Source organism: Hoeflea sp. YIM 152468, assembly GCF_029210485.1.
In the GTDB taxonomy this organism is placed as follows: Bacteria; Pseudomonadota; Alphaproteobacteria; order Rhizobiales; family Rhizobiaceae; genus Hoeflea.
On sequence record NZ_JARGET010000003.1, the window covers coordinates 316,448 to 337,952 of the forward strand.

Here is a 21,505-nt window from a genome sequence, read left to right on the forward strand (position 1 = left end):
ACTCCATCAAATGAGATTGCGGACCGCGAGATTGCGCATGAAGGCAGAAATGCCGAAGGTCCATTCCGGACATTGGGTCGAGAGCCGCACCGTGTTGGTCAGACTGCCAAGCTCGGACGACGAGATGGTGACGACATCGCCAAGCTTGTGGGTAAAGCCTTCGCCCGGCGTATCCCGGTCCTGGGTCGGCGCAAACAGCGTGCCGAGAAACAGCATCAACCCATCGGGGTACTGGTGATGGCGTCCGAGCGTCTGGGCGACCAGATCGGCCGGATCGCGGCTGATCTCTTTCATCGAGGAATGGCCCTTGAGCTGATAGCCGTCTTCACCGGTTACCGTCAGATCAAGCTCTGCCTGGCGAACGTCGTCGAGTGCAAATCGATCATCAAACAGCCGGATCACCGGCCCGATGGAGCAACTGGCATTGTTGTCCTTGGCTTTGCCCAGGAGCAACGCCGAACGGCCCTCGACATCACGCAGATTGACATCATTGCCTAGCGAGGCACCAACGATCCTGCCCTTGGAAGACACGGCAAGCACGATCTCCGGCTCGGGGTTGTTCCATTTTGAAATCGGGTGCAGCCCGACTTCGGCGCCAGGTCCGACCGAGGAAAGCACCTGCGCCTTGGAAAACACCTCCGCATCGGGCCCGATGCCGACCTCGAGATATTGGCTCCACAAGCCTTCAGCGATCAGCGCCGCCTTGACCTTGGCCGCCTCCTGCGAGCCTGCCTTGATGTTGCGCAAGGTGCCGCCGATTGCCTCGCCGACACGGGCGCGGATATCAAGCGCCTTGCTCGGGTCGCCGGCAGCCTGCTCCTCGATCACCCGTTCGACCATGGAAGAGGCGAAGGTGACGCCGCAGGCCTTGACCGCCTGCAAATCGCACGGGGCGAGAAAATGCGGCCGGTCCATGTCCCCAGGCTGGTTGGCGGCGATCCCGGCAAGCTGGCCCAGAGTTGGTCCCTGTGCGGCGCGCACAAATCCGGCCGGATCATCCATTTCGCAGATGTCGCGAACGGTTGGCGCCTGTCTCGAGGTGATGTCGATGACGGAGCCGGCGCGGACCGTCACCACACTCGGGCCGCCCACGTCCGGCGACCATAGTCTGCCGAGATAAACCCCATCAGCGGGCAGGTGAAAGTCAGTCATTGGATCCCCCTCCGGATGCAATATTTAGCGCTCATTCCCAAAGCCAAATCATGGCGCCAGAGAACTCCGGCGCATTCAGGCAAACCAGTTCAACGCTGTTGCCGCAGTCTCGCGCAACAATAGCCATCAATCAGGCCTTGGCGACAGTCTGGCGTTGCTGGCCCAGCCCTTCTATACCCAGCTCGATGATCTCGCCACCCTTGAGGTAGACCGGCGGCTTCTGCCCCATGCCGACGCCGGGAGGCGTGCCGGTGGAAATCACGTCGCCAGGCTGCAGGCTCATGAACTGGCTGACATAGCTGACAAGATGCTGCACGTCGAAGACCATGGTGCTGGTCGAGCCATCCTGATAGCGATGGCCGTCGACTTCGAGCCAGAGTTTGAGGTTTTGCGGATCGGCCACCTCGTCGCGCGTCACCAGCCAGGGACCGATCGGGCCGAAGGTGTCACAACCCTTGCCCTTGTCCCAGGTGCCGCTGCGTTCGATCTGGAACTCTCGTTCCGACACGTCATTGATGACGCAATAGCCGGCCACATGCTCAAGCGCATCTGTCTCGTCGATGTAGACACCACCCTTGCCGATCACCACGCCAAGCTCGACTTCCCAATCGGTCTTGACCGACTTGCGCGGGATCAGAACCGTGTCATTGGGTCCGCAGATCGCACTTGTCGCTTTCATGAAGATGACCGGCTCTTTGGGTACGTCCAATCCGCTTTCGGCCGCGTGATCGGAGTAGTTGAGCCCGATGCAAATGAATTTTCCGACCCCGCCGACGCAAGGGCCGATCCGGCCGGCTTCCAGTTCCGGCAATGTCGACGGATCAATTGCGACGATCCTTGCCAGGGCTTCGGGCAGCAATGCCGCCCCGGCAATATCATCCACAACCGACGAGAGGTCGCGGGCCTTGCCATCAGCATCAAGCAGTGCAGGCTTTTCCTGGCCCGGAGCGCCAACGCGAAGCAGTTTCATGATGTGTGTTCCTTGTATCTGGTCGTGCCGGTCAGGCTGCGTCAGTCGATGACGGCGTGAACGTGTACTGGGTTATGGATGACGGCTTCATCTCGATTGAGAAGCCCGGCGAGGTGGGTGGCATATAGGCCGCGTTGCGGATGACACACGGGTCGATGAAATGTTCGTGCAGATGATCGACATACTCGATCACGCGCCCTTCCATTGTGCCGGATACGGCGACAAAATCAATCATCGAGAGGTGCTGGACATATTCACACAGCCCCACACCGCCTGCATGCGGCCAGACCGGCAGGCCGTATTTCGCCGCCATCAGCAAAACCGCCAGCACCTCGTTGAGGCCGCCCATGCGGCAGGCGTCGACCTGCACCACGTCGATGGCTCCGCCGGCGATGAGTTGCTTGAAGACGATGCGGTTCTGACACATTTCACCGGTGGCGACCTTGACCGGGGAGACTGCCTCGCGAATGCGCTTGTGGCCGGCAATATCATCCGGACTGGTCGGCTCCTCAATGAAGAACGGGTCGGCAAAGGCCAGCTTGCCAACCCAGTCGATGGCCTCGCAGACTTCCCAGACCTGATTGGCGTCTATCATCAGAATCCGGTCCGGCCCGAGCTCCTCGCGCGCGATCCGCAAGCGGCGGATATCATCTTCGAGATCCTGGCCGACCTTGAGCTTCACATGATTGTATCCGGCTTCGACGGCTTCCCGGCATAGGCGGCGCAGCTTGTCGTCGGTATAGCCGAGCCATCCGGCCGAGGTGGTATAGCAGCGGTATCCGGATTGCTCGAGCTCAGCGATGCGCTCTGCCTTGCCGTTTTCGGCGTGCTGGAAGATCTTGAGGGCCTCAGTCGGGGTAATGGCGTCGGTCAGGTAACGGAAGTCGACGATGGCGACCAGGTCTTCAGGGCTCATATCCGCGACCAGCCGCCAGACCGGCTTGCCGGCCTGTTTGGCGAGCAGATCCCAGACCGCATTGACGATTGCGCCGGCCGCGAGATGGATTGCCCCCTTGTCCGGCCCGATCCAGCGCAACTGGCTGTCCGATGTGACATGCCGCCAGAAACGGCCCGGATCTTGGCTTATCCAGGCGAGGTCCAGTCCGACAACAAGATGGCGCATGGCCTTGATCGCGACGCAGCAGATCTCGTTACCACGCCCGATGGTGAAGGTCAGACCATGACCTTCGAGCCCTGCCGCGTCGGTCTGAAGCACGACATAGGCGGCCGAGTAGTCGGGATCCGGGTTCATCGCATCGGAACCATCAAGGGTCTTCGAGGTCGGGAACCGGAGATCGTAGGTTTTCAAGCCAGTGATTTTGCTCATGATGCTTGGTCCTGAATGTCCGCGTCAGATGGTCCAGCCGCCGTCGATGGCGCAGGCCTGTCCGGTCGTGTAGGTGGCATTGGCAAGATAGACCGCGAGGTCGGCGATCTCTTCGGGTGCGCCCAGACGCCCCATCGGCTGGCGGGCGATGAAGGAGGCGCGGGCTGCGTCGTAATCGCCCTGCGCCCGCATGCGCTCCTGCAAGGACGGGCTTTCGACCGTGCCAGGGCAGATGGCATTGCAGCGGATGCCCTGACCAACATAATCGGCGGCAACAGACTTGGTCAGACCGATGACGGCCGCCTTGGAGGTGGAGTAGGCGAAGCGGTTGGGCACGCCCTTGATTGAACTTGCCACCGACGACATGTTGACGATGGCTCCGCCGCCGCGCTCGATCATCGCAGGCAGAACGGCCCGGATGGTCCGGATCATCGAGCGGACATTGAGGTCGATGGCAAAATCGAAATCCGCGTCCGTCATCTCGAGGACCGAGCCGGAATGGACGAAACCGGCACCGTTGAAGAGGACATCGACCGGGCCGATGGCTGCAATTGCCGCTGCAATATCCGATGCGTCGAGAACGTCGAGCCGGCGGGTTCTGATTCCGGTCTCACCGGCCAGCGCCGACAGCGTGGTTTGATTGATGTCTGTGGCGACAACGCGGGCGCCTGCCGCAGCAAATGCCAACGCCGTTGCGCGGCCGATACCCTGACCTGCAGCGGTTACGAGTACGGTCTTTTCCCTGACCCAGTCTGCCATGTTGTCTCCGTTGATTGCCGCTCAGGCGGGTTTGCACTTGGTTTTCACGATCTCGATGTGATCGGCGATCGGCATCACCTCTTCATTCCGGTCAATCGATCTGGCCATGATCAGGGCCTCTCTTGAAGCTGCGTCGCGGGCAAGGCCGACGACTGATAGGCTGCCTCGACCAGCGCCATGGTGTTCCAGGCATCTTCGACCGAGCTGACAAGTTCGGCATCTTCACCAGCGGCGTAGCGCTGCAGGTTGGCCATCCGGCCAACAAATGCGTCCGGGAACGAGGCGCCTTTCAGATTCACAGTGACCCAACTGTCACCGCCTTTGGGACGAATTTCCAGGATGTCCGGTTCGCCTCGAGGGTAGTCGAGATTGACACCAAGCTGCAGATACGCCGCTCCCTCGGTTCCGCAGATGCGGAATTCGCAAGCCTGGTGCTTGCGGCCGAAATCATGATCATGATTGATCGAGAGCACGCAACGCACCCTGTCGCCGTAGTCGAGAATGGCGCTGGTACGGCTCTGGGCGATGTCGTGATTGGGATGACCGACCGATTTGGCGTGAATGCCCTCGGGATCGCCCAGCAGCTGCCGGATCAGATCCAGATAATGGATCGAATGCATGGCGATCTCGATGCGCGGACGGCCGTTGAGAAACGGCCACAGCTGCCACTGGGTCGCAAGTGCCAGCCAGGCGTCGAAATCGACAACCTCGCCGAGCCAGCCCTTGGCGATGGCGTCTTTCAGCGCCAGCATCATCGGTGCGAAACGCAACTGGAAATTGATTGCCGCCTTGAGCTTCTTGTTCCGGCAGATCGCCAGAATTTCAGACGCGGCGGCAAGATCGGCGCCCATCGGCTTCTGGATCAGAACTGCAGCAGCGTCAGGCAGAAGACGCAAAACGCTGGCATGGACATCGGGCGGGGTTGCGAGATCGTACACCACATTTTCAACTGCGGCAGCCGCTTCCGCCGAAGCGTAGGTCGCCACGCCCCATTCCGAGGCAAGCTTTTCAGCCGTTTCTGTATCAGGATCATACAGGCCGGCAACAGGATATCCCGCCTTCCTGTAGGCAGGCAGGTGCGCATCTCTGACAATCGATCCCGCACCAAAGATGACGATCGGGCGCGGGTTCGAGGGCGCCAGCCACGTCTGAGTGAGGGATTGCGGCTCGAACCGGTCAGTCATGGTAGAACAGGTTCTCCATAGTCACCCACCATTCGCCACCTTCCCGGTTTGAAACCGCAGCTGGCACAGCATGCACACAACCGCCATCCCGGGCATCGGGATCAGCCGCCATGTCAGCGGCATCGGCGCAAGCTCGGAACTGTGACACGCCCCTCAGACAAACAGCAAGTGTTCCGGCTTGCTCGACACTATCGTGTAAATCCGGATTGTGCACTTGTAAAACATGCCGAGGATGTCTGGCCAGACTGGCGTGTGCAAGTGCTTGTGTTGAGACAGTTCACAGAATTTCATCCCATAACAAGCCCCAAGCACAGACCGGCCCTCACGGGCAGAATTGCACCGGCACCTGATTATTGATCGCACTGCATGTCGTCTTCACAAGGGCTGACCAGAACGACACCGCACAGGCATTGAGGTATGAAGAGACAGCTTCGTTTGCACAGTCTTGTGGATGGTCGGCGCTGTCATGGTTTCCCTTGTAAGTCCTGCAAAGCAATGCAATAATTTTGTCAGCATATTCTACCAATGAATTTGGAACGGAGATTCATTTTGATCTTTTCAAACCTGACAAGAACTGGTTACCTGACATTTCTTCTCATGGCTGCTGCAGCAATTGTGCAACCCGTCTTCGCACAAACCTCCGCAGCGCCCGCGACGACTGTTGAAACAGCAAAAAACAACTGGTCGGTCAATTGCGCGGCCGGGGAGACGGCCGATGCGCCGCTCACCTGCCAAATGGTGCAGAATGTGGTCGTGGTGGAGAGCAACCAGCGACTCTTGACCGTTGTCATCCGCCCCGAGAAGGAGTCACCCAACCACACGCTGACCTTGGCCTTGCCGCATGGGGTGGATTTTCTCAAAGGCGTGGAAGTGTCCATCGACGACAAGGAGGCCTTCAACCTTCCGGTTCAGACAAGCAATCCGCAGGGCGCCTTTTCGAATCTTCCGATCAGCGACGCCTTGCTGGCCAGTCTGAAGGCCGGAACGTCAATGGAAATCATCTTTCACGCTGTTTCCGGTCAAAGCTATACTCTGCCGATCAGCCTGATCGGCTTTTCATCCGCCTACGGCAAACTGTCCTCGGGCTGATGGATGTGAGCGAGCCAGTTCAAGGCAGGTTCAGCAATCGCAGCTTTGTCGAAAAAGCAGTGATGCTGGATGGCTCGACGTTCTCCGACTGCGTTTTTTCCCATTGCAGGCTGGTCTATTCCGGAGGCGATATTCCTGTGCTGACCGGGTGTCAGTTCAACGAGTGCAACTGGCAATTCAGCGGAGATGCGGCCAACACGATCGCTTTCTTGTCCAGCATGTATCAAGGCGGCTTCGACAGATTGATTGAATCCACTTTCCACGAAATCCGGCGCGGCGCGATGATCAACCAGCCTGCGCTGCCCGGTCCGGCGGCTGCCACGGCATCAACTGCTGCGAAATTTCTCAAGCCCTTGCGGATTTTTCGTATGCCGAAACCGGAGTCTCGATCGTGATTGCTGAGCTGACGGCCGATCGTTTCGAGCCGCTGAATGGCACGATATTTACGGTGGCCTCGGTACAGCCGCAACAACATCTTCGTTTGATCGAGGTCTTGCGCAGGGGCAAGGGCGAGCGCGTGGGCGGTTCCTTCTCGCTGCTGTGGCAATCGGACGCCGAAGAGGTATTGCCGCAAGGCAGTTACGTGCTGGCCCATGACAGCCTGGGCGAACTCGAATTGTTTATCGTGCCTGTGGGCCAGGCCAGTGAAGGGGTGCATTATGAGGCCGTCTTCACCTGAAGCATCGTGCACATAACAGGATGTCTGCCTTACAGCGCGAGGCATCCGGTCGGATGGGCAAGGGCCGCTGTCTCTGTTTCAATCAAGGCCTGTTGGTCGTCGCCCACATGGATTCATTTAATCGCGGCATGGATTAGCGATCTTTCAAACACTCACCGCCGGGCGGCTTTGATGATCGTCGCTCCAGCGGCTGCCATCGCAGCAGGTCATAAACCCCCTTGTCCGCGATCGTCTCGAAGCCCAGGCGCTTGTAAAGCCGCATTGCCGGATTGGCTTTCTCGACATGAATGCCAACCGCCTTTGAGGCTTCCGCGGCGTCATCCATGAGATCGCGAAGCAACGCCGCGCCCATCCCCTGCCCGCGCGCCTGGGGCAAAAGAGCTATGTCGATAATCCTGTGTTCATCCGGCCACTGGTCCAGATAGAGCCGGCCTACAGGCTTGCCCGCGCGTTCAAGCACCAGCCACAGTGCGTCCGGGTAGTGCTTGAGATAATGGCTGTGCTGGGCCTCAAACTGCATATCCAGGAATGCGGTTTTCTGCGCGTCGCTCCAGGGCAAGAGTGCCAGTTCGTCTGTGCGGGTGGACGCGTAGAGTGCCGCAAGAAATCCCAAATCTCCAGCCGTCACCGGGCGGAATCTGAGCCCCATCCGCTCTGCCCGTTGATAGACAGGCACCGGCGGGCCGTTTTCCCCGCATGCAGGCGCTTGAGGCTGCACGTCCTCCAGCCTAGCTTGTTACAGGCGGGGTGAGGTCGCGGACGATGCCGAAGGTGAAAATCCCGTTGTCGGCGAGCATGGTCCAGCCGGCGTCCCAACTGGTGGAATCGATGACGAATTGGGACACGATTTTCAAACTGTTGGTCTTGCTCATTCCCTGAAAATAGGTCAGCCGGCCATCGGCATTGTAATCCATCATGCTTGTGCCGAAGTCTTCAACCTTGCCAACCTGCTCCCAACCGGACCATTGCTGCGTGAGCGACGCTGTCTGCTGCTTGTAGAACAATTGCGCCTGCTCGCCGACGGCCATCAGTGAGATATGACCATCGCCATCAATCGCCGATGTCACGTCGAACAGCATGCCTCCCGTCATGCCCGGGCGCACCCAATTGCTCCATGTGTCGCCACCGGGAGGCTGCTGGCGGATCTGTACCACTTGTGAGAGGTTGCCGATCATGAAGATATTGACCGCGCCCTGGCGGTCGAGCACTGCAGTGGGCAGCGATCCGGCGCCGCCACTCATGGCGTCGTCAATGCGCGTCCAGCCGCTCCAACCGGCTGGCGCCAGCGCCACCGGCATCTTCTGGGTGTTGACATAGACGCTGCGGCTCTGTGGTTCCTGGCCCATTGCGACCAGCAGAATTCGGCCGTCGGCGTTGTTGGTCACGGTGATACGGCTGGCGGCTGCCCCGGCCAGCTGCTGCCAGACACTCCAGGGCGTGTCCGGCGGTTCGGCTACCTGCACGTGCACAGTGATCGGCGTCGTCGAGCCGGGCGGCGTGACCTGTTCGGTCTTGTCGACGATCTTGGGCGGGTTCTGGAAAATCCACCAGATGTCGCCGGTCGCGCCGTCGATCCCGAATATCTCGATGCGGCCATCGGCGTCGCGAATCATTTCAAGCTGGACAAATCCGGCAAGACCGTCCGGCATGCCGAGATCCACCGGCGCATTCCAGCGCTCCACATTGTCGGACTGGTCGGGCGCCTCATCGATGTAATGAACCGCCAAGGGAGACGATTTGGTCTGAGCCGCCATCGCCACACGGCCATCAAGGGTGCACCCCGTGCCAAGCACGATATAGGGTGTCGTGCTGATCGTGTCCCAGGTTCCGCTCCATGGGCCGTTGGGCGCGGTCTGCGCGGTCCAGAGCAGATGATTTTCCTGATTGGAATCGATGCCGATCACCATCAGCCGTGACAATTCGGCGAAAGGCGTGATCTCGGGATTGTTGGCCGGCAGGATCGCATCCTCATGCAGATCGATCTCGGTTCTGGCTGCGTCGCTCATGATCAAGCTCCTCGTGGAGTGTCCTGTTGCCAAAAGGCGCATTAGCCGCGCGACGGATAAAGGCCCTGAAGCGCGATGATGAAATTCATCGTCAGATAGGGTTGCAGATTGTTGTGTGGCTGCGAAGCACCGGCGTTGGGCAATGCTTCGTCTGCCATGTCGACAAGATCTGTGTTCGTATTAGTGGTGCTATAGGCGAATCCGCCATCGGAGAATGCAAACGAATTGGCGCTCGGATCGCCGGATATGGAATCGTTGGTGTTTCCGCGCATGGTATGCGTGTGGTTGGGCATCTGCGCCTCGCTTAGCGTCACCATCTCAACACCACCGCGCTGGCCCAGCCGCCGGGATGTCAGGCCCGGCCCGCGTCCGGAGTGCATTGGTGCGCGACCCTGTAAATTGGGCAGCGCTGTGGTGGAGCGGCCGTCGCCGCCATAGGCGGTCCCAATCAGTGAGAAGAGAGCCGTATTCTGCGACACCGGCAACAATTGACCGTCGCAAAAGGCCCAGCCACGGGGGGCGAAATTGCCGGCAAAAATACGAATTTCGGCTACGAATGGTTCGGACATGTCAGGCCTCCCTCAGTGCCGGCTCGGGTAGATGCCGAAAAGCGCGATTATGTAGTTTATGCAGAGATACGGCATCAGATTGGTGTGCGATCGGCTGCCGCCGACCTGAGTAATCGCCGATGTTGCCATGTTTCCGTCGGCCTCTTGCGGCCGGTAAACGAAAAAGCTTGCGGCACGTCCAACAACGCGTGTGACGGGATCGGGAGAGTTTCCGAGGCTGGCGGATGCCTGCATCTGGTGCGTATGACTTGCAAGCTGGTTTACGGTCAGCGTTACGGTTTCCGCCCCGCCTTTCGCACCCAGTCGGCGCTCGGACAAACCGGGGCCGTGACCGGCATGAATCGGCAAACGGCCGCGCATGTCCGGCAGGCCGAAGGTGGTCCGCCCGTCGCCGCCATAGATGGTGCCGAGCAACGAGAACAGGGCGTCGTTTTGCGACACTGCCAGCAGTTGGCCATCGCAAAAGGCCCAGCCGCGCGGGGCGAAATTGCCCGCGAACATGCGGATTTCGCCGACAAATGGTTCGGACATGTGCTTGCCCCTCCCAGGCCCCTCAATTCAAGTTTCAGCCATGCCCAAACATCAGTTTCGCGATGGAAACAGCCCTTGCAATGCAATGCAAAAATTCACCGCTATATAGGGTTGCATGTTTTCATGCGCCTGCCCGCCACCTACATTTGCGACGGTCCCGCTGCGCATGGGAACTAGATTTGCCGGGTCGGTGTAAAGTTCGTTCAACACGCGCCCAAGCACTGCTCCTAATGTAACGACGGAATCCGCGTTCACTGAGGTTGCTCGCAACGCGTGATCATGCTGTGGCATCTCTTCTGATGACAGTGTGTGGGTCTCCTCGCCACTTTTTTGTCCTTCAGTGTGAAATTCGCCGCCATCGGAACGACCAGTATGGATCGGCGTCCGTCCGCGCAGATCAGGCAGCGCGAAATTTGTCCGCCCATCACCGCCATAAGTGGTTCCCAGGAGAGAATACAGCGACTGATTTTGGTTGATCGGTAGTATCTGACCGTCGCAAAAAGCCCAACCGCGGGGCGCAAAATTGAACCCCATAAGCTTCACCTCAGCAAGAAAAGGTTCTGACATCCCACATCCTCGCAAATCACCGAAACAAACCATTTAAGTGTTGCGTTATTGTACTGCATCTTTCACACCCATACAACTAGATACATAATTACAACCTGAAGCGAACCCCTTTCTTGCTGTCTTTTCGATGCAGAACCGTACAAGAAAACGTTACGGAGTGGCACAGGTCCCGCTTGTCAGGAACCGGTTCAGTCCGTTGCCAGTCGCCAGTCCATCATTGGAATCGGAAGTGTCACCAGCCGTGTTTAGAGACACGACAAAATTGTTTATCGCCGCGAAGCTTGAGTTGTCGGTCAGTCCCTGGATCCGAATCGATGCCCCGTCATCATTGATTTCAAAGGCGTAAGCGTCGCGGGAAAATGCAGCGGGACCCGCACTGTCATTGCCCGACATGTTGATACACAGTGCATTGGCGTCGCCACCGGTATTGCCTGCAAAGAAGCCCATACCGTCACGGACTGCCGGTTCAGTGACCGTGTTGTTGGTGATCTGCAGATCAAGGGTACCGGTACCATCAATGGCAAAGGCATGGATGCCCCGGCCCTCATCGATATTTGTGATTGTATTGCTGTTGATGTTAACGACACCAGTGCCGTTGCCCTCAATGCCAATCCGTATGCCATTGCCGGCCGACACCGCGGCCGGTGGTTTAACGCTGATCTCATTGTCGAAAATCGTGCCACGATAATCTGCTAAGTCGAACGCGTTGACGCTGATGGCGTTGCTGGTGAAATTCGAAAAACCACCGCCATCGATGTTGTTGTTATCATGGATGTTAAACCTCAGACTCGAAGTGGCAGTCACGCCCATATCAATACCTTGGTTGGAATTGCGGATTGTTGTCCGGGTTACCTCGAGCTGGATCTGTCCACCCGTGTTCGCCTGGGCCTGAATGCCATTGGTCTCGTGACCATCGAGAAGGGATTGGCTGACGATAGTGCTGAAGTTGCCGCCGGTGTTGCCGATAATTTCAATGCCATCCCCGGTCGTTCCAGAATTGGTGAGAGTGCTGTTGACAATCGTCAGCAAGTCCGGGGTAAGCAGAGAACCATTGGTAGCCGAGGTGTTGAGCACCGCAATGGTTTTGTCGTGCGCGCCGGAAATGGAGATTGTATCAAACTGGCTGTCGAGGCTGGCGGCGGATGTGCCGAGGAGATTGGTCAGGTTAATGCCGTGTTCGCCGGCGGCGTCGCCGGGATTGGTGATCCGCACTCTGGTCAAGTCAAGATTGGTAACCGTCGTGCCCTCGATGCCGCTTAGGCCAGTTGTTGTGATATCGAGATTGGACAGCGAAACGTTGCGTGTGGTTGCCAGCAGAATTGCGCTGCCGGTCGTGTTCTGAATGGTGCCGCCGGAACCCGCGGTCGTACCGGATCCCGTCACCGTAAACCCGCCGGTCGAGCCGGTGGTGTTGAGCACGATGCCGTTGACAGCCCCATTGGCGGACACGCTTTCGAAGCTCACGCCGGCCGCGCCGATGGTGGTGTTCTGGATGTCGATCGCGGTGCCGTTTGCCGACGTCACATTGGCTGTGCCGCCGATCACCAGCGTGCCGCCGCCATTGGCCTCGACGCCCTTGCCGGTTGTCGTGGCGGTGATCGTGTTGGTGCCTGTCGAGTTGAAATTGACGGTGGCGCCGGCGGAAATGTCCACGGTTTTGCCCGTGGTGGTGGACAGTGCCGTGTTCGTGCCGGAGAATGTGACGGCATGAGCCGCGCTGGTGTTGAGCGTGAGTGCAGCCCCGTTGAGGGTGCTCGCCGTCACGTTGCCGGTCACGTTGGTGGCGCCGCCGGCATTGCTGTCAAACAGATAGCCTGAGCCCGCACCGGTAAGGGTGTGGACGCCGGAGAAGGTGTTTGTGCCGGAAACCTGGTTGGTAACCCTGATGCCGCCGCTGGCGGTTGTGACTGCCGATCCGATGGTGATGTTGGCGGACAGGCGATTCATGTTGACCGCATTTGCGCCGGTGTTCTGGATCGTCCCGCCGGTTCCGGTGTCAAGCGCACCGCTGATCGTGCCGGTCACGAGACTGTTGTTGATGAAAATTCCGTTGGCGTTGCCATTCATGCTGACGCTGGTAAACGTCGCGCCCAGATCGATGGTTGCAGCATCAGAATTGCTGATGAAAATCGGGGTTCGGCTGCCACTGTCAATCGTACCGGTGGTGACGTCGACATCGGTCCTTCCGGTGCCCGCGCCACGCTGGATAAACGCCCCGCCGCCGCTTGTGTTGGAGATGTTCAGGGTGTTGGCGGCAAACGTCAGATTGCCGTCATTTCCGCCGTTGGAGTTGAACAGGTTCAGTCCCGCAGATGTGCTGTTGTTCAGCGTCGCGGTGCCGGTAACTGTGAATGCGCCATCAACGTGCTGCAGCAATATTCCGTTTGCGCCGCCGCCGGACGTGATGCTGGCAAAAGTCGCGCCAGATCCGATGGTCACACGGTCCATGCTGACTGCGGTGCCGGTGGTCGAGGTGACCGAGTTGTTGAAATCCGAGACGTTCACGGTGCCTCCGCCGGTGGCCAGGAAGCCGGTTGCGGATGTGGTGCCGATGTCGAGCCCGCCGCCGGTGAAATTGACGGTCGCGCCGGTGTTGGTGGTCAGCGTCACGGCGGCGTTGGCGCCGGTGGTCAGCGTCTTGGTGCCTCCAGAGAAAGTGATTGTGCCGCCGGTGTTGTTCAGCACATTGATGCCGGTGGCGGCACCGGTGGCGCTCAGAGTGCCCGACAGGGTCACCGTACCGCCGGTGCGCCCGGACACCCGAACGAGTTCCCCCGCGCTGGATTTCGAAACGCTCGCCGCGATGTTGACCGCGCCGCCGCCGCCCAGCACCTCGACCGGCCGGCCGGACGTGCTGGTGGTGGCGCCGATGGAGCCGTCACTGATCGTAAAGGCGCCGGTGGCGGTCACCGAGACACCCGTGGCGCCGCCGTCGATATTGACGGTGGTGAAGGTTACAGTACTGGCGGCGTTCATGTTGATGGCGGCGCCCAAGGCATTGTCGATGATGGCGCTGGCAAAATTGATGGATGATCCCGCGCCGCCGCCGGAAATGAGAATGCCATCCTGCCCACCAGCGCTTGTGCCCGCGATGGTGACATTGCCGCCGTTGAACGTGCCCGATTCCAGATCAAGTTCGATCACATTGCCAGCGACGGTGTCACCGGCTTCGAGATTGTCGAAATTGATGCCGGCACCGGTCGCATTGGTATTGCGCAGAACAAGCACGCGTCCGGTGGTGGTGTTGATGGTTTCAGTTCCGCTGTTTTCGATCTGAAGGTTGAAGACATTGGGTGCCACGTTCACTTGGGCGTCAAAGCCGGTGCCGGACGTGGTGTCGATATCAAGCCCGCCGTTGAAATTGACATTCAGCGTATCGCCGCCGGCAGCCGTCGCCTCGATGGCGACGCCGCCACCGGCCGTTGCTGCGTTGTTGATCCTGGTCGGTCCGAAACTGAAGGTGCCGGTGGAATCCTTGATCCTCAGGCCGGCGCCGGTGGAGCCGGTGACGGTGAGGTTGCCAATGATCAACGCGGGAGCGGCACCGGAGGCGTCACCCGCATCGATAAACACACCATTGGTTCCGCCTGCCGCGGTCACCGAACCAAAGGTCAGCTCCATGGTCAGCGGATCGAGCAACAGCGCCGTGCCATTGGTGGTGTCGACCGTGCCGCCGGCATTGGCCAGATTGAAGACGGTATTGGCGCCGCTGGTCTTTGTGTCGACCTCGAGTCCGGTGCCGGCATTGTTGAAAATGTTGAGCGCGGCAAAGCCGAGATTGCCGGTCGGGTCGATCAGCGACAGGCCGTCACCGGACACCCGCGCGCCTGTCGATTGCCCGATGTTGAGCGTACCGCCGGCCACTTGCCCGCCCGCGCCATTGTCGAAATCAACTCTGGTGAACAGGATGCCGCCGTGGCTGGTCGAGCTGTTGCCGACCACAGTGTTGTCTGAAAAGCTGCGGACACCGACCGAACTGGTGCTGGTTGAGACATTCTGGCCGGTGACTTCAACGCTCGGCACGCCGACGGCGGCGCTTTCAAAGGTGGTGTTGTCAATGTTCAGCAGCAGGTTGTTGGCAGCCTTGGTTCCATTGGTCTCGTCGACATCGAGCGCCTGACCGGTCGAGCCGATCACGTTGGTTCCGGTCAGATTGACAGTGAGAACGCCCGCGCCGGAGGAGTTGATGTCGATCCCGATGCCGGCAACGTCGCCGGTGGCGCCGGCGGCTCCCATGGTGATGTCTGACAGCGCCACGGTCCGCGCATTGCCATCCGTGTTGTCGATGCGAATGCCGGCGCCGGTGATGTCATCGCCGACGCCACCAGCCGACGCCCCAATGGTGACGCCGGAGATGGTGGCTGCCGCGTTGTCAACAAGGATCGCATTGCCGCCGGTGTTGTCGATGCTGTTGCTGCCGGTGAGCGTGAACGAGCCAGCGGTGTCATTGTCGAGCAGGTGAATACCGTGGCCCGCGGCGCCGGATCCCGCCGCATTGATGTCAATGCCTGTGACCGTCACCGTGGCGTCGGATTGATTGAAGATAATGCCCGGCGAACCTGCGCCGGCGGTACCGGCAACAATGACCGACGCCGTCGCGGTGGTGCCGATATTGATCGTTCCGGTGGAGTCGGACCCCAGATGTATGCCGTCGCCACGGGTGTTCAACTGAACGCCGCCCGAGCCCGCGCCGGTGCCGATATTGATCGTACCCGCCGCTCCATTGAGCTGGATTCCGAACGCCGCATCATCAATGGCAACTCCACCTGCACCGGTGCCGAGAATGATGCTGGAGCTGTGCCCACCATTGCTCATGATGCCGCGCAGACCGTTGCCGCCGGTGGTTGGCAGGTCAATGTCGATATTGGCGATGGTCAGCGCACCGGTCATGGTGAGGCCGGTCAGGTCGATGGCGTTGCCGCCGCCTGCGCCACCGGAATCGACGACCGTCGCTGTGGTGATCGTCACCGCGCCTGCGCCAGAAAGAGCGTTGAGCCGGATTCCGGCCTTGGTGTCGCCGGCATTGGTCGAGGAAACGCTGTCGAATGTAACGCCCGCTGCGCCGATGGCGACCCCGCTGACATTGAGCGCCTGGCCCGCCGTTGTCATGATGCGCTCGTTTCCGGCCGTCGCGGATACCGACATCGCGCCGCTGAGCGCTTCGAAGCCGACGCCGTTGACCGAATTGATGTCCAGCCCACCGCTGAAGTTAATCGTCCCGCCGGCATTGCCATTGCCGATCATCACTCCGGTGCCCGCACCGGTCACGTCGATGTCGACCAGCGCGGCAAAGGTTACCGTGCCGCCGGTGGTGGCGTCGATGTCGATGGCGCCGGAGGTGTTGCTGCCGGTTCCGGTCACCACGCCGTTGAAGGTCGCCGTGCCGCCGGTGCTCGACTGGACCGAGATCGCGCCGAAGCCGCCACTGACCGTGCCGCCGACCGTTACCGCGCCGGAGGCGGCGCTGCGGTTTGCGAGTTGGAACGCATAGCCCGCCGTCTCGCTGACATTGGCGTCGATCTGCACCGTGCCCGATCCGGTGCCGTTGATACGCACGCCATTGCCGATCGTGCCGCCGGAGACAACAACATTGGATGCGCGCGCGCCGCCCGAGACGTCAAGGCCCGCAGTCGTTGCGGTGCCGGCCAAGGTCACGCTGGTCAAGGTGATGGCGCCGCCAACGGCGTCGTGGATGTCGACAACACCGTTGCCAGCCACCGCAGCGGTTGCGGTCGACGCCGTCGTCACCTGATCAAAGGTCATGCCGCCCGCCGCGACGGTGACACCGTCAAGCACCATCGCCTGGCCGGTGCCGGAGGTGACAATCTGCTCGGTGCCCGCATTGGCGACAGTCAGCGTGCCGCCCGAGGCAGTCAGCCCGACGCCGTCTACGGTGGTGATGTCGAGGCCAGCATTGAAGGTCGCCGAGCCGGAACCAAGAACCACACCGCCGCCGCTGGCGGTGCCTGAGGCCGTCAGCGTCGTTTGGCCGGCAAAACTGGTCGTGCCGGTGTTGGCTGTTGCGTCACCGAGATTGACAATCGCGCCGTTGAAGCCGGAATTGTTCTGTCCACCGAACGCGCCCCCAAAGCTTACATTTGCCGTGGATCCCTGAACCGAAAGGTTGCGGGTCCCGGCATTGTCGAGCCGGGTAAAGCCGGTCACTTCAACGCTACCGCTGTCAACATTGTCAATCAGCAGACCGGTCTGGGCGCGGATCACGTTCAGCGATGCCAGGTCAACGGCAAAACCGGTTGCCGCATTGGTGACATTGGACACAACAAGCCCATTCTGGGTGACCGCCGCGAGGCCGACGCGGGTTGCGCCGAAATCGATATCGACATTGGTTCCCGAGACGGTGTCGATGACGATGCCGCGTCCGGTGGCAACGGATGCGGTCTGGTTGATGTCGGTGGCGCCGAAGCCGATCATGTGCGTGGCTGTCGTTAGGTTTGAGATCTGGACAGCGGCATCGGTGTAATTGTCGAGTGTTGACGTCCCGGTGACGCTGAAGCTCGAACCCGCAACGAGATTGTTCAGCACCACGCCATCGGCGGCCGTTGCGCCGCCATTTGCGGTGATCGAGGTCAGCGTGAAGCTGGTGGCACGGACATTGTCGAGGGTGACTGCCGCGGCGCCGCTGACATTGACATCGCCGGAGGTGACTGTGGTGGACAGTCCGCCACCCGATGCCGCGAAACCGCCGCCATTGGTGGTGGTGATGTCGAGGTCGGCGAAGGCGACCGATCCGCCGGAGCCTGCAAGCTCGACGGCGGTGTCGGTGCTGGCATTGCCGTAGGTGGTGATCGCGACATTGCCGAAGGTCAGCGAGCCGCCGGTCTGACCGCTTGTCTCGATGACGCTGTCACCGGTGGCGCCCGACGAGGTCACAGGGCCGAAGCCGATTGTGCCGCCGGTCTGGCCGTCGATATCGATGATAGTGGAAGTGTTGCCAGCCGCCACGATACTGGTCGAAATGGTCACATCCCGCGCGCCGCCGCCGATGGCGACGATGGTTCCTGTCGTGCCATCGAGATCCGAGGCCGCGTCGACCGTCACAGCTCCTGCGGAAGCCGCACCCGCATCGATGCTCAGCGCGCTGCCGGCATTGGCGCCGAACAGATCGACATCGCTCAGCGCCACTGTCGATGTGTTGTTGTTGAGCAGCACCGCAGACGCACCGGCGCCGACATTGGTAATCTCGACATTATTGATCGTCACCGGACTTGCCGCACCGGTGCCATCAACCCGGATGGCTGCATCGCCGGCGCCAAGGCCGGTGGCGTCAAACACCGTGTTCTCAACAGTCGATCCGCCCGCGCCGGCAGCCGTGGTGATGATCGCGGTGGCGCCGGCGGTTGAATTGCTGGCCGTTACAGAATCCTGGGTGACATTGCCGCCGACCGCGCCAAGATTGCCCTCGATGTTGGCCGGCTGTGCGACGCCGAACCCGATGACATTTCCATCATCGAACCCATTGAGCGCCTGCCCGGCCAGGAGCGTGAAACCATCAACGCCGCCGCCCATGAGATCAATCGTGCCCGCTCCACTGTGCGCCACAAACACGAAAGTCTGGTTGGTGTCAGCCTGCGCTTCTGCGGCGGCCACGGTGATGGTGTTCAGTGCCTGACTGAGCCCGTGTGTTCCGGCAGCAATGGCTCCTCCGGTCTCACTGACAAAAACCGCAGAACCACCCGCGACAGGCAGGTTGGCATTGTCACCGGCGCCAAAGGCGACGTCGTTGAAATCGAAACTGGAACTGGCAAGCGTGCCGCCGCCGGCATCGACGGTGAAGGCGCCAGCCTGGCCGTTGACATCAATCGTCGAGGGAGTGTCGCCGTTCTCGCCATCGCCGAAGGTGAACTGGATTGCGGCGGTGTTGTCGATGACCACGCCGCGATGCAGATTGGCAATCGAGCTCGATGGACCAGTAGCGGGATTGACCTGACTTCCCAGATTGACGATCTGGTTGCCGGCCACGCCGGTCAGATCCACGCCGACGGAATCGGCAGACGTGGCCGGGCCGCTGATCGCAACTGATTCAAACGTCACTGTGCCGCCCAGCGCGGTGCCGCTGAAATCGATACCCTTCTGGCCTGCCGCGGCGCCGACATTGGTGATGGTGGTGGCACCGAAGCTGAGCACGCCGGGCGTGCCACCGATGGCGATCGCATCATCATTGGCCGCCGCCGCCGCATTCGACATTTCGATGTCGAGCTGGCCGAAGCTCACATTGGCATTGGCATTGATGATCGCGATGCCGCCATCGCGGGCACCATTGATCTCGACCGCCCCGTTGAAAGCGATGGCGCCGGCATTGTTCGACAAATTGATTCCCACAACAGCCGATCCGTTGATCGTCACCGTGGTGCCGGCCGAGAAATTGACGCTGGCGCCGGCCGCGACGTTGGCAATCTGCACGCCAACCGTGCTGGTCACCGAGGCGCCGGTGAAGCTGACGGTGCCACCCGTGACGGTGTTGATGTCAATCGGACGGCCGCCGACCGTGTTGGCGATCGTGCCCGAAACCGTGATGTTTCCAGTGGTGCCGCCCAGGATCGAGACCGCATCGCCGCCATTGGAGGTGTGGCTGATATCGGCACCGAAATTGACGCCCATCGCACCGCCATTGATACCGAGCGCGTCGCCGGCGCCGCCTTTGGTGACCGTGCCACCGGTGGCGGTGAACGAGCCGCCGGTGTTGTTTTGCAGCAGCACCGCGGCACCCGTGGTTCCGCTGACATTCAGAGTCCCCAGATTGATCGCCGCGGTGGAGGTGACGACGCGCACGCCCTGGGTGGTGGAGCCGGTGATCGAAGTCGTGCCGGTAACGGTGAAGGTGCCCGCAATCGTATCGAGATTGACGCCGCGCCCGGCGCTGGCGGTCGAGGTCAGGCTGGCAAAGGTCGAATTCATCGTCACCGGATCGATATCGACCGCAGCACCATTGGTGGCGTCGATGGTGCCGCCGGTATTGCCGAAGGCAAAAATGCCGCCCTTGCCCGCCGCATCGCGGATGAACAGGCCGGTGCCGTTGTTGTTGAAGATATCGACCGTGCCGAAAGCAATGTCGCCCAGCACCTGATCAAGGCGAACGCCGTCGCCCTCGACCCGGTCGCCAATGGCGCCGACCGTGAGATTGCCGCCGGCAACCTGCTGGACCGCGCCGCCGGTCACCGCATCAAAGGTCACATCAAGGATATCCACGCCCCGCAGATCGGCATCGCTGATGGTGGTGCCGTTGAACGCATTGACGGTGATCGACCCAGCGCCCGATCCGTCCATCCTGATGCCGGCCCCTCGCGTGTCGGCGACCGTCACATTGGTGATCGATACCGAGATGTTCTGGCCATTGTCGACAATGGTGACGCCGTTGCCGGTGATGTCGTTGCCCGCCCCGGTGGCGGATGCGCCGATGGTCACGCCGGAGATCGACGCATTGACGCCCTCGATCCGGACTGCGTCTCCGCCGGTGTTGTCAAGGGTGCTGGCGCCGTTGAGCGTGAACGAACCGACGCCGTCATTGTCCAGCAGATGCAAGCCGTGCCCAGTCGCAGCCGTGCCGGTGCCGTTGATGTCTATCCCGGTCACCATCACGGTCGCATCGGATTGATTGAAGACAATGGCGGCGTCCGCAGGGGACCCATTGCCCGCGTCGATCATCGATGTTGTGGCAGCATTGCCGATATTGATGGTGCCGGTGGAATCGCTGCCGAGATTGATGGCCCGGCCAGACGTGGTGAGCTGGACCCCGCCGGAACCAGCACCGGCGCCGAGATTGATCACACTTGCCGTGCCGGTCATCTGGATTCCGATTGCCGCGTCGTCAATGGCGATGCCGCCGGCACCGGTGCCCAGATTGAGGGTGGAGCTATGTCCACCAAAACTGATGATGCCGCTCAGAGTGTTGCCGCCCGTCAACGGCATGTCGATATCGATATTGGCAATGGTCAGCGCCCCGGCCATGCGGATCCCGGTCAGTTCGATGCCGTTGCCACCGCCTGCACCGCCTGAATCGACAACACGGGCATTGGTGATGTTGACACTGCCGCCGCCGGTGAGCGCGCTGAACCGGAGACCGGCGTTGCCATTGCCGGCATTGGTTGACGAGAGGCTGTCGAAATTCACCCCGCCAGCGCCGATGCTGATGCCGTCAAGATTGAGCGCCTGGCCCGCCGTTGCGGTGATGCTTTCGTCACCGGCGCTGGCGGCCACCGAAATGCTGCCGCCGCCGGTGGCGCTGAAGCCGGTGCCGCTGGTGGTGTCGATGTCGAGGCCGCCGCTGAAGCTGACTGTCGAATTGACGATGTCGATGGCATGGCCGCTGGTGGTCTGCACCCGGGTGTTGGTGAAGCTGGAGGCCGCACCGGTGAGCGTATTGAGATCGATGCCCTGGCCGGCGCCGGTCTCAACGGTCAGCCCGGTGGAGAGGATCGTGGTCGCACCGGTGGCGCTCAGTCCGGCGCCGGTTGCCCCGTTCTCGATGACAAAATCCTGCAGATTGACCGTGCCCGAGGCAGTCAACGTGTCACCGGCGCCGCCGATCCGGGTCAGGACCGCCGCGCCATTGCCGGTCGGGTCGGCTATCACCGGCCCTGCCCCCGGCACGCCGGAGAAATTGGCCGGAATGATCAGGCCGGACGACACAAATGTGCGGCCATTGCCAAACGAG

Annotated in this window: 14 protein-coding genes; 3 read left to right on the plus strand and 11 right to left on the minus strand. The window is 60.8% G+C overall.

Features of this window, described 5'->3' with window-relative positions:
* Window positions 1-6: 6 nt before the first annotated feature.
* The 5 genes from PZ897_RS01795 to PZ897_RS01815 form a co-directional block, all read right to left on the minus strand.
* A complete protein-coding gene (locus PZ897_RS01795) occupies window positions 7-1,152 on the minus strand; it encodes a fumarylacetoacetate hydrolase family protein (RefSeq protein ID WP_275749271.1) in 1,146 nt (381 codons plus the stop codon).
* Window positions 1,153-1,282: 130 nt separating this feature from the next.
* Window positions 1,283-2,122, minus strand: a complete 840-nt coding sequence (locus PZ897_RS01800) for a fumarylacetoacetate hydrolase family protein (protein ID WP_275749272.1) — start codon at window positions 2,120-2,122, stop codon at window positions 1,283-1,285.
* Window positions 2,123-2,153: 31 nt separating this feature from the next.
* Window positions 2,154-3,449 (minus strand): L-fuconate dehydratase, encoded by a 1,296-nt coding sequence (locus PZ897_RS01805; RefSeq protein ID WP_275749273.1) that lies wholly within the window; start codon window positions 3,447-3,449, stop codon window positions 2,154-2,156.
* Window positions 3,450-3,473: 24 nt separating this feature from the next.
* A complete protein-coding gene (locus tag PZ897_RS01810; protein ID WP_275749274.1) occupies window positions 3,474-4,208 on the minus strand; it encodes an SDR family oxidoreductase in 735 nt (244 codons plus the stop codon).
* A 110-nt stretch (window positions 4,209-4,318) separates the two neighbouring features.
* The gene (locus PZ897_RS01815; protein ID WP_275749276.1) at window positions 4,319-5,392 is read right to left on the minus strand and encodes a Gfo/Idh/MocA family oxidoreductase; all 1,074 of its coding nucleotides are present in this window, start codon (window positions 5,390-5,392) and stop codon (window positions 4,319-4,321) included.
* Window positions 5,393-5,989: 597 nt separating this feature from the next.
* Here PZ897_RS01815 and PZ897_RS01820 point away from each other — a divergent pair.
* Genes PZ897_RS01820 through PZ897_RS01830 form a run of 3 tightly spaced genes read left to right on the plus strand, consistent with a single transcriptional unit; the run spans window position 5,990 to window position 7,160 of the window.
* Window positions 5,990-6,481, plus strand: coding sequence for an invasion associated locus B family protein (locus PZ897_RS01820; protein WP_275749278.1), 492 nt, complete (start codon window positions 5,990-5,992; stop codon window positions 6,479-6,481).
* Window positions 6,481-6,876, plus strand: coding sequence for a hypothetical protein (locus PZ897_RS01825; RefSeq protein ID WP_275749280.1), 396 nt, complete (start codon window positions 6,481-6,483; stop codon window positions 6,874-6,876). The genes PZ897_RS01820 and PZ897_RS01825 overlap by 1 nt, the downstream gene beginning before the upstream one ends.
* A complete protein-coding gene (locus tag PZ897_RS01830) occupies window positions 6,873-7,160 on the plus strand; it encodes a hypothetical protein (protein ID WP_275749282.1) in 288 nt (95 codons plus the stop codon). Before PZ897_RS01825 ends, PZ897_RS01830 begins: the two co-directional genes overlap by 4 nt.
* Before the next feature lie 133 nt (window positions 7,161-7,293).
* On the opposite strand, the gene PZ897_RS01835 is transcribed toward PZ897_RS01830, so the two are convergent.
* The 6 genes from PZ897_RS01835 to PZ897_RS01860 form a co-directional block, all read right to left on the minus strand.
* Window positions 7,294-7,836: a GNAT family N-acetyltransferase gene (locus PZ897_RS01835; protein ID WP_275749283.1), complete on the minus strand. Its 543-nt coding sequence runs from the start codon at window positions 7,834-7,836 to the stop codon at window positions 7,294-7,296.
* A gap of 52 nt (window positions 7,837-7,888) precedes the next feature.
* Entirely contained in the window at window positions 7,889-9,166 is a 1,278-nt protein-coding gene (locus PZ897_RS01840; RefSeq protein ID WP_275749285.1) for a hypothetical protein, read from the minus strand.
* A 41-nt stretch (window positions 9,167-9,207) separates the two neighbouring features.
* The gene (locus PZ897_RS01845; protein ID WP_275749286.1) at window positions 9,208-9,735 is read right to left on the minus strand and encodes a tail fiber protein; all 528 of its coding nucleotides are present in this window, start codon (window positions 9,733-9,735) and stop codon (window positions 9,208-9,210) included.
* A gap of 12 nt (window positions 9,736-9,747) precedes the next feature.
* Window positions 9,748-10,266, minus strand: coding sequence for a tail fiber protein (locus PZ897_RS01850; RefSeq protein WP_275749288.1), 519 nt, complete (start codon window positions 10,264-10,266; stop codon window positions 9,748-9,750).
* Window positions 10,267-10,317: 51 nt separating this feature from the next.
* On the minus strand, window positions 10,318-10,833 hold the full coding sequence (locus PZ897_RS01855; protein ID WP_275749289.1) for a tail fiber protein: 516 nt from the start codon (window positions 10,831-10,833) through the stop codon (window positions 10,318-10,320).
* A 150-nt stretch (window positions 10,834-10,983) separates the two neighbouring features.
* Window positions 10,984-21,480, minus strand: a complete 10,497-nt coding sequence (locus tag PZ897_RS01860) for a hypothetical protein (protein ID WP_275749291.1) — start codon at window positions 21,478-21,480, stop codon at window positions 10,984-10,986.
* Window positions 21,481-21,505: the final 25 nt, after the last annotated feature.

Coding starts and splice junctions, on each gene's coding strand:
- PZ897_RS01815 (WP_275749276.1), bottom strand. CDS start 5,392: ATGACTGACCGGTTCGAGCCGCAATCCCTCACTCAGACGTGGCTGGCG.
- PZ897_RS01805 (WP_275749273.1), bottom strand. CDS start 3,449: ATGAGCAAAATCACTGGCTTGAAAACCTACGATCTCCGGTTCCCGACC.
- PZ897_RS01850 (WP_275749288.1), bottom strand. CDS start 10,266: ATGTCCGAACCATTTGTCGGCGAAATCCGCATGTTCGCGGGCAATTTC.
- PZ897_RS01855 (WP_275749289.1), bottom strand. CDS start 10,833: ATGTCAGAACCTTTTCTTGCTGAGGTGAAGCTTATGGGGTTCAATTTT.
- PZ897_RS01810 (WP_275749274.1), bottom strand. CDS start 4,208: ATGGCAGACTGGGTCAGGGAAAAGACCGTACTCGTAACCGCTGCAGGT.
- PZ897_RS01840 (WP_275749285.1), bottom strand. CDS start 9,166: ATGAGCGACGCAGCCAGAACCGAGATCGATCTGCATGAGGATGCGATC.
- PZ897_RS01820 (WP_275749278.1), top strand. CDS start 5,990: ATGGCTGCTGCAGCAATTGTGCAACCCGTCTTCGCACAAACCTCCGCA.
- PZ897_RS01845 (WP_275749286.1), bottom strand. CDS start 9,735: ATGTCCGAACCATTCGTAGCCGAAATTCGTATTTTTGCCGGCAATTTC.
- PZ897_RS01800 (WP_275749272.1), bottom strand. CDS start 2,122: ATGAAACTGCTTCGCGTTGGCGCTCCGGGCCAGGAAAAGCCTGCACTG.
- PZ897_RS01795 (WP_275749271.1), bottom strand. CDS start 1,152: ATGACTGACTTTCACCTGCCCGCTGATGGGGTTTATCTCGGCAGACTA.
- PZ897_RS01825 (WP_275749280.1), top strand. CDS start 6,481: ATGGATGTGAGCGAGCCAGTTCAAGGCAGGTTCAGCAATCGCAGCTTT.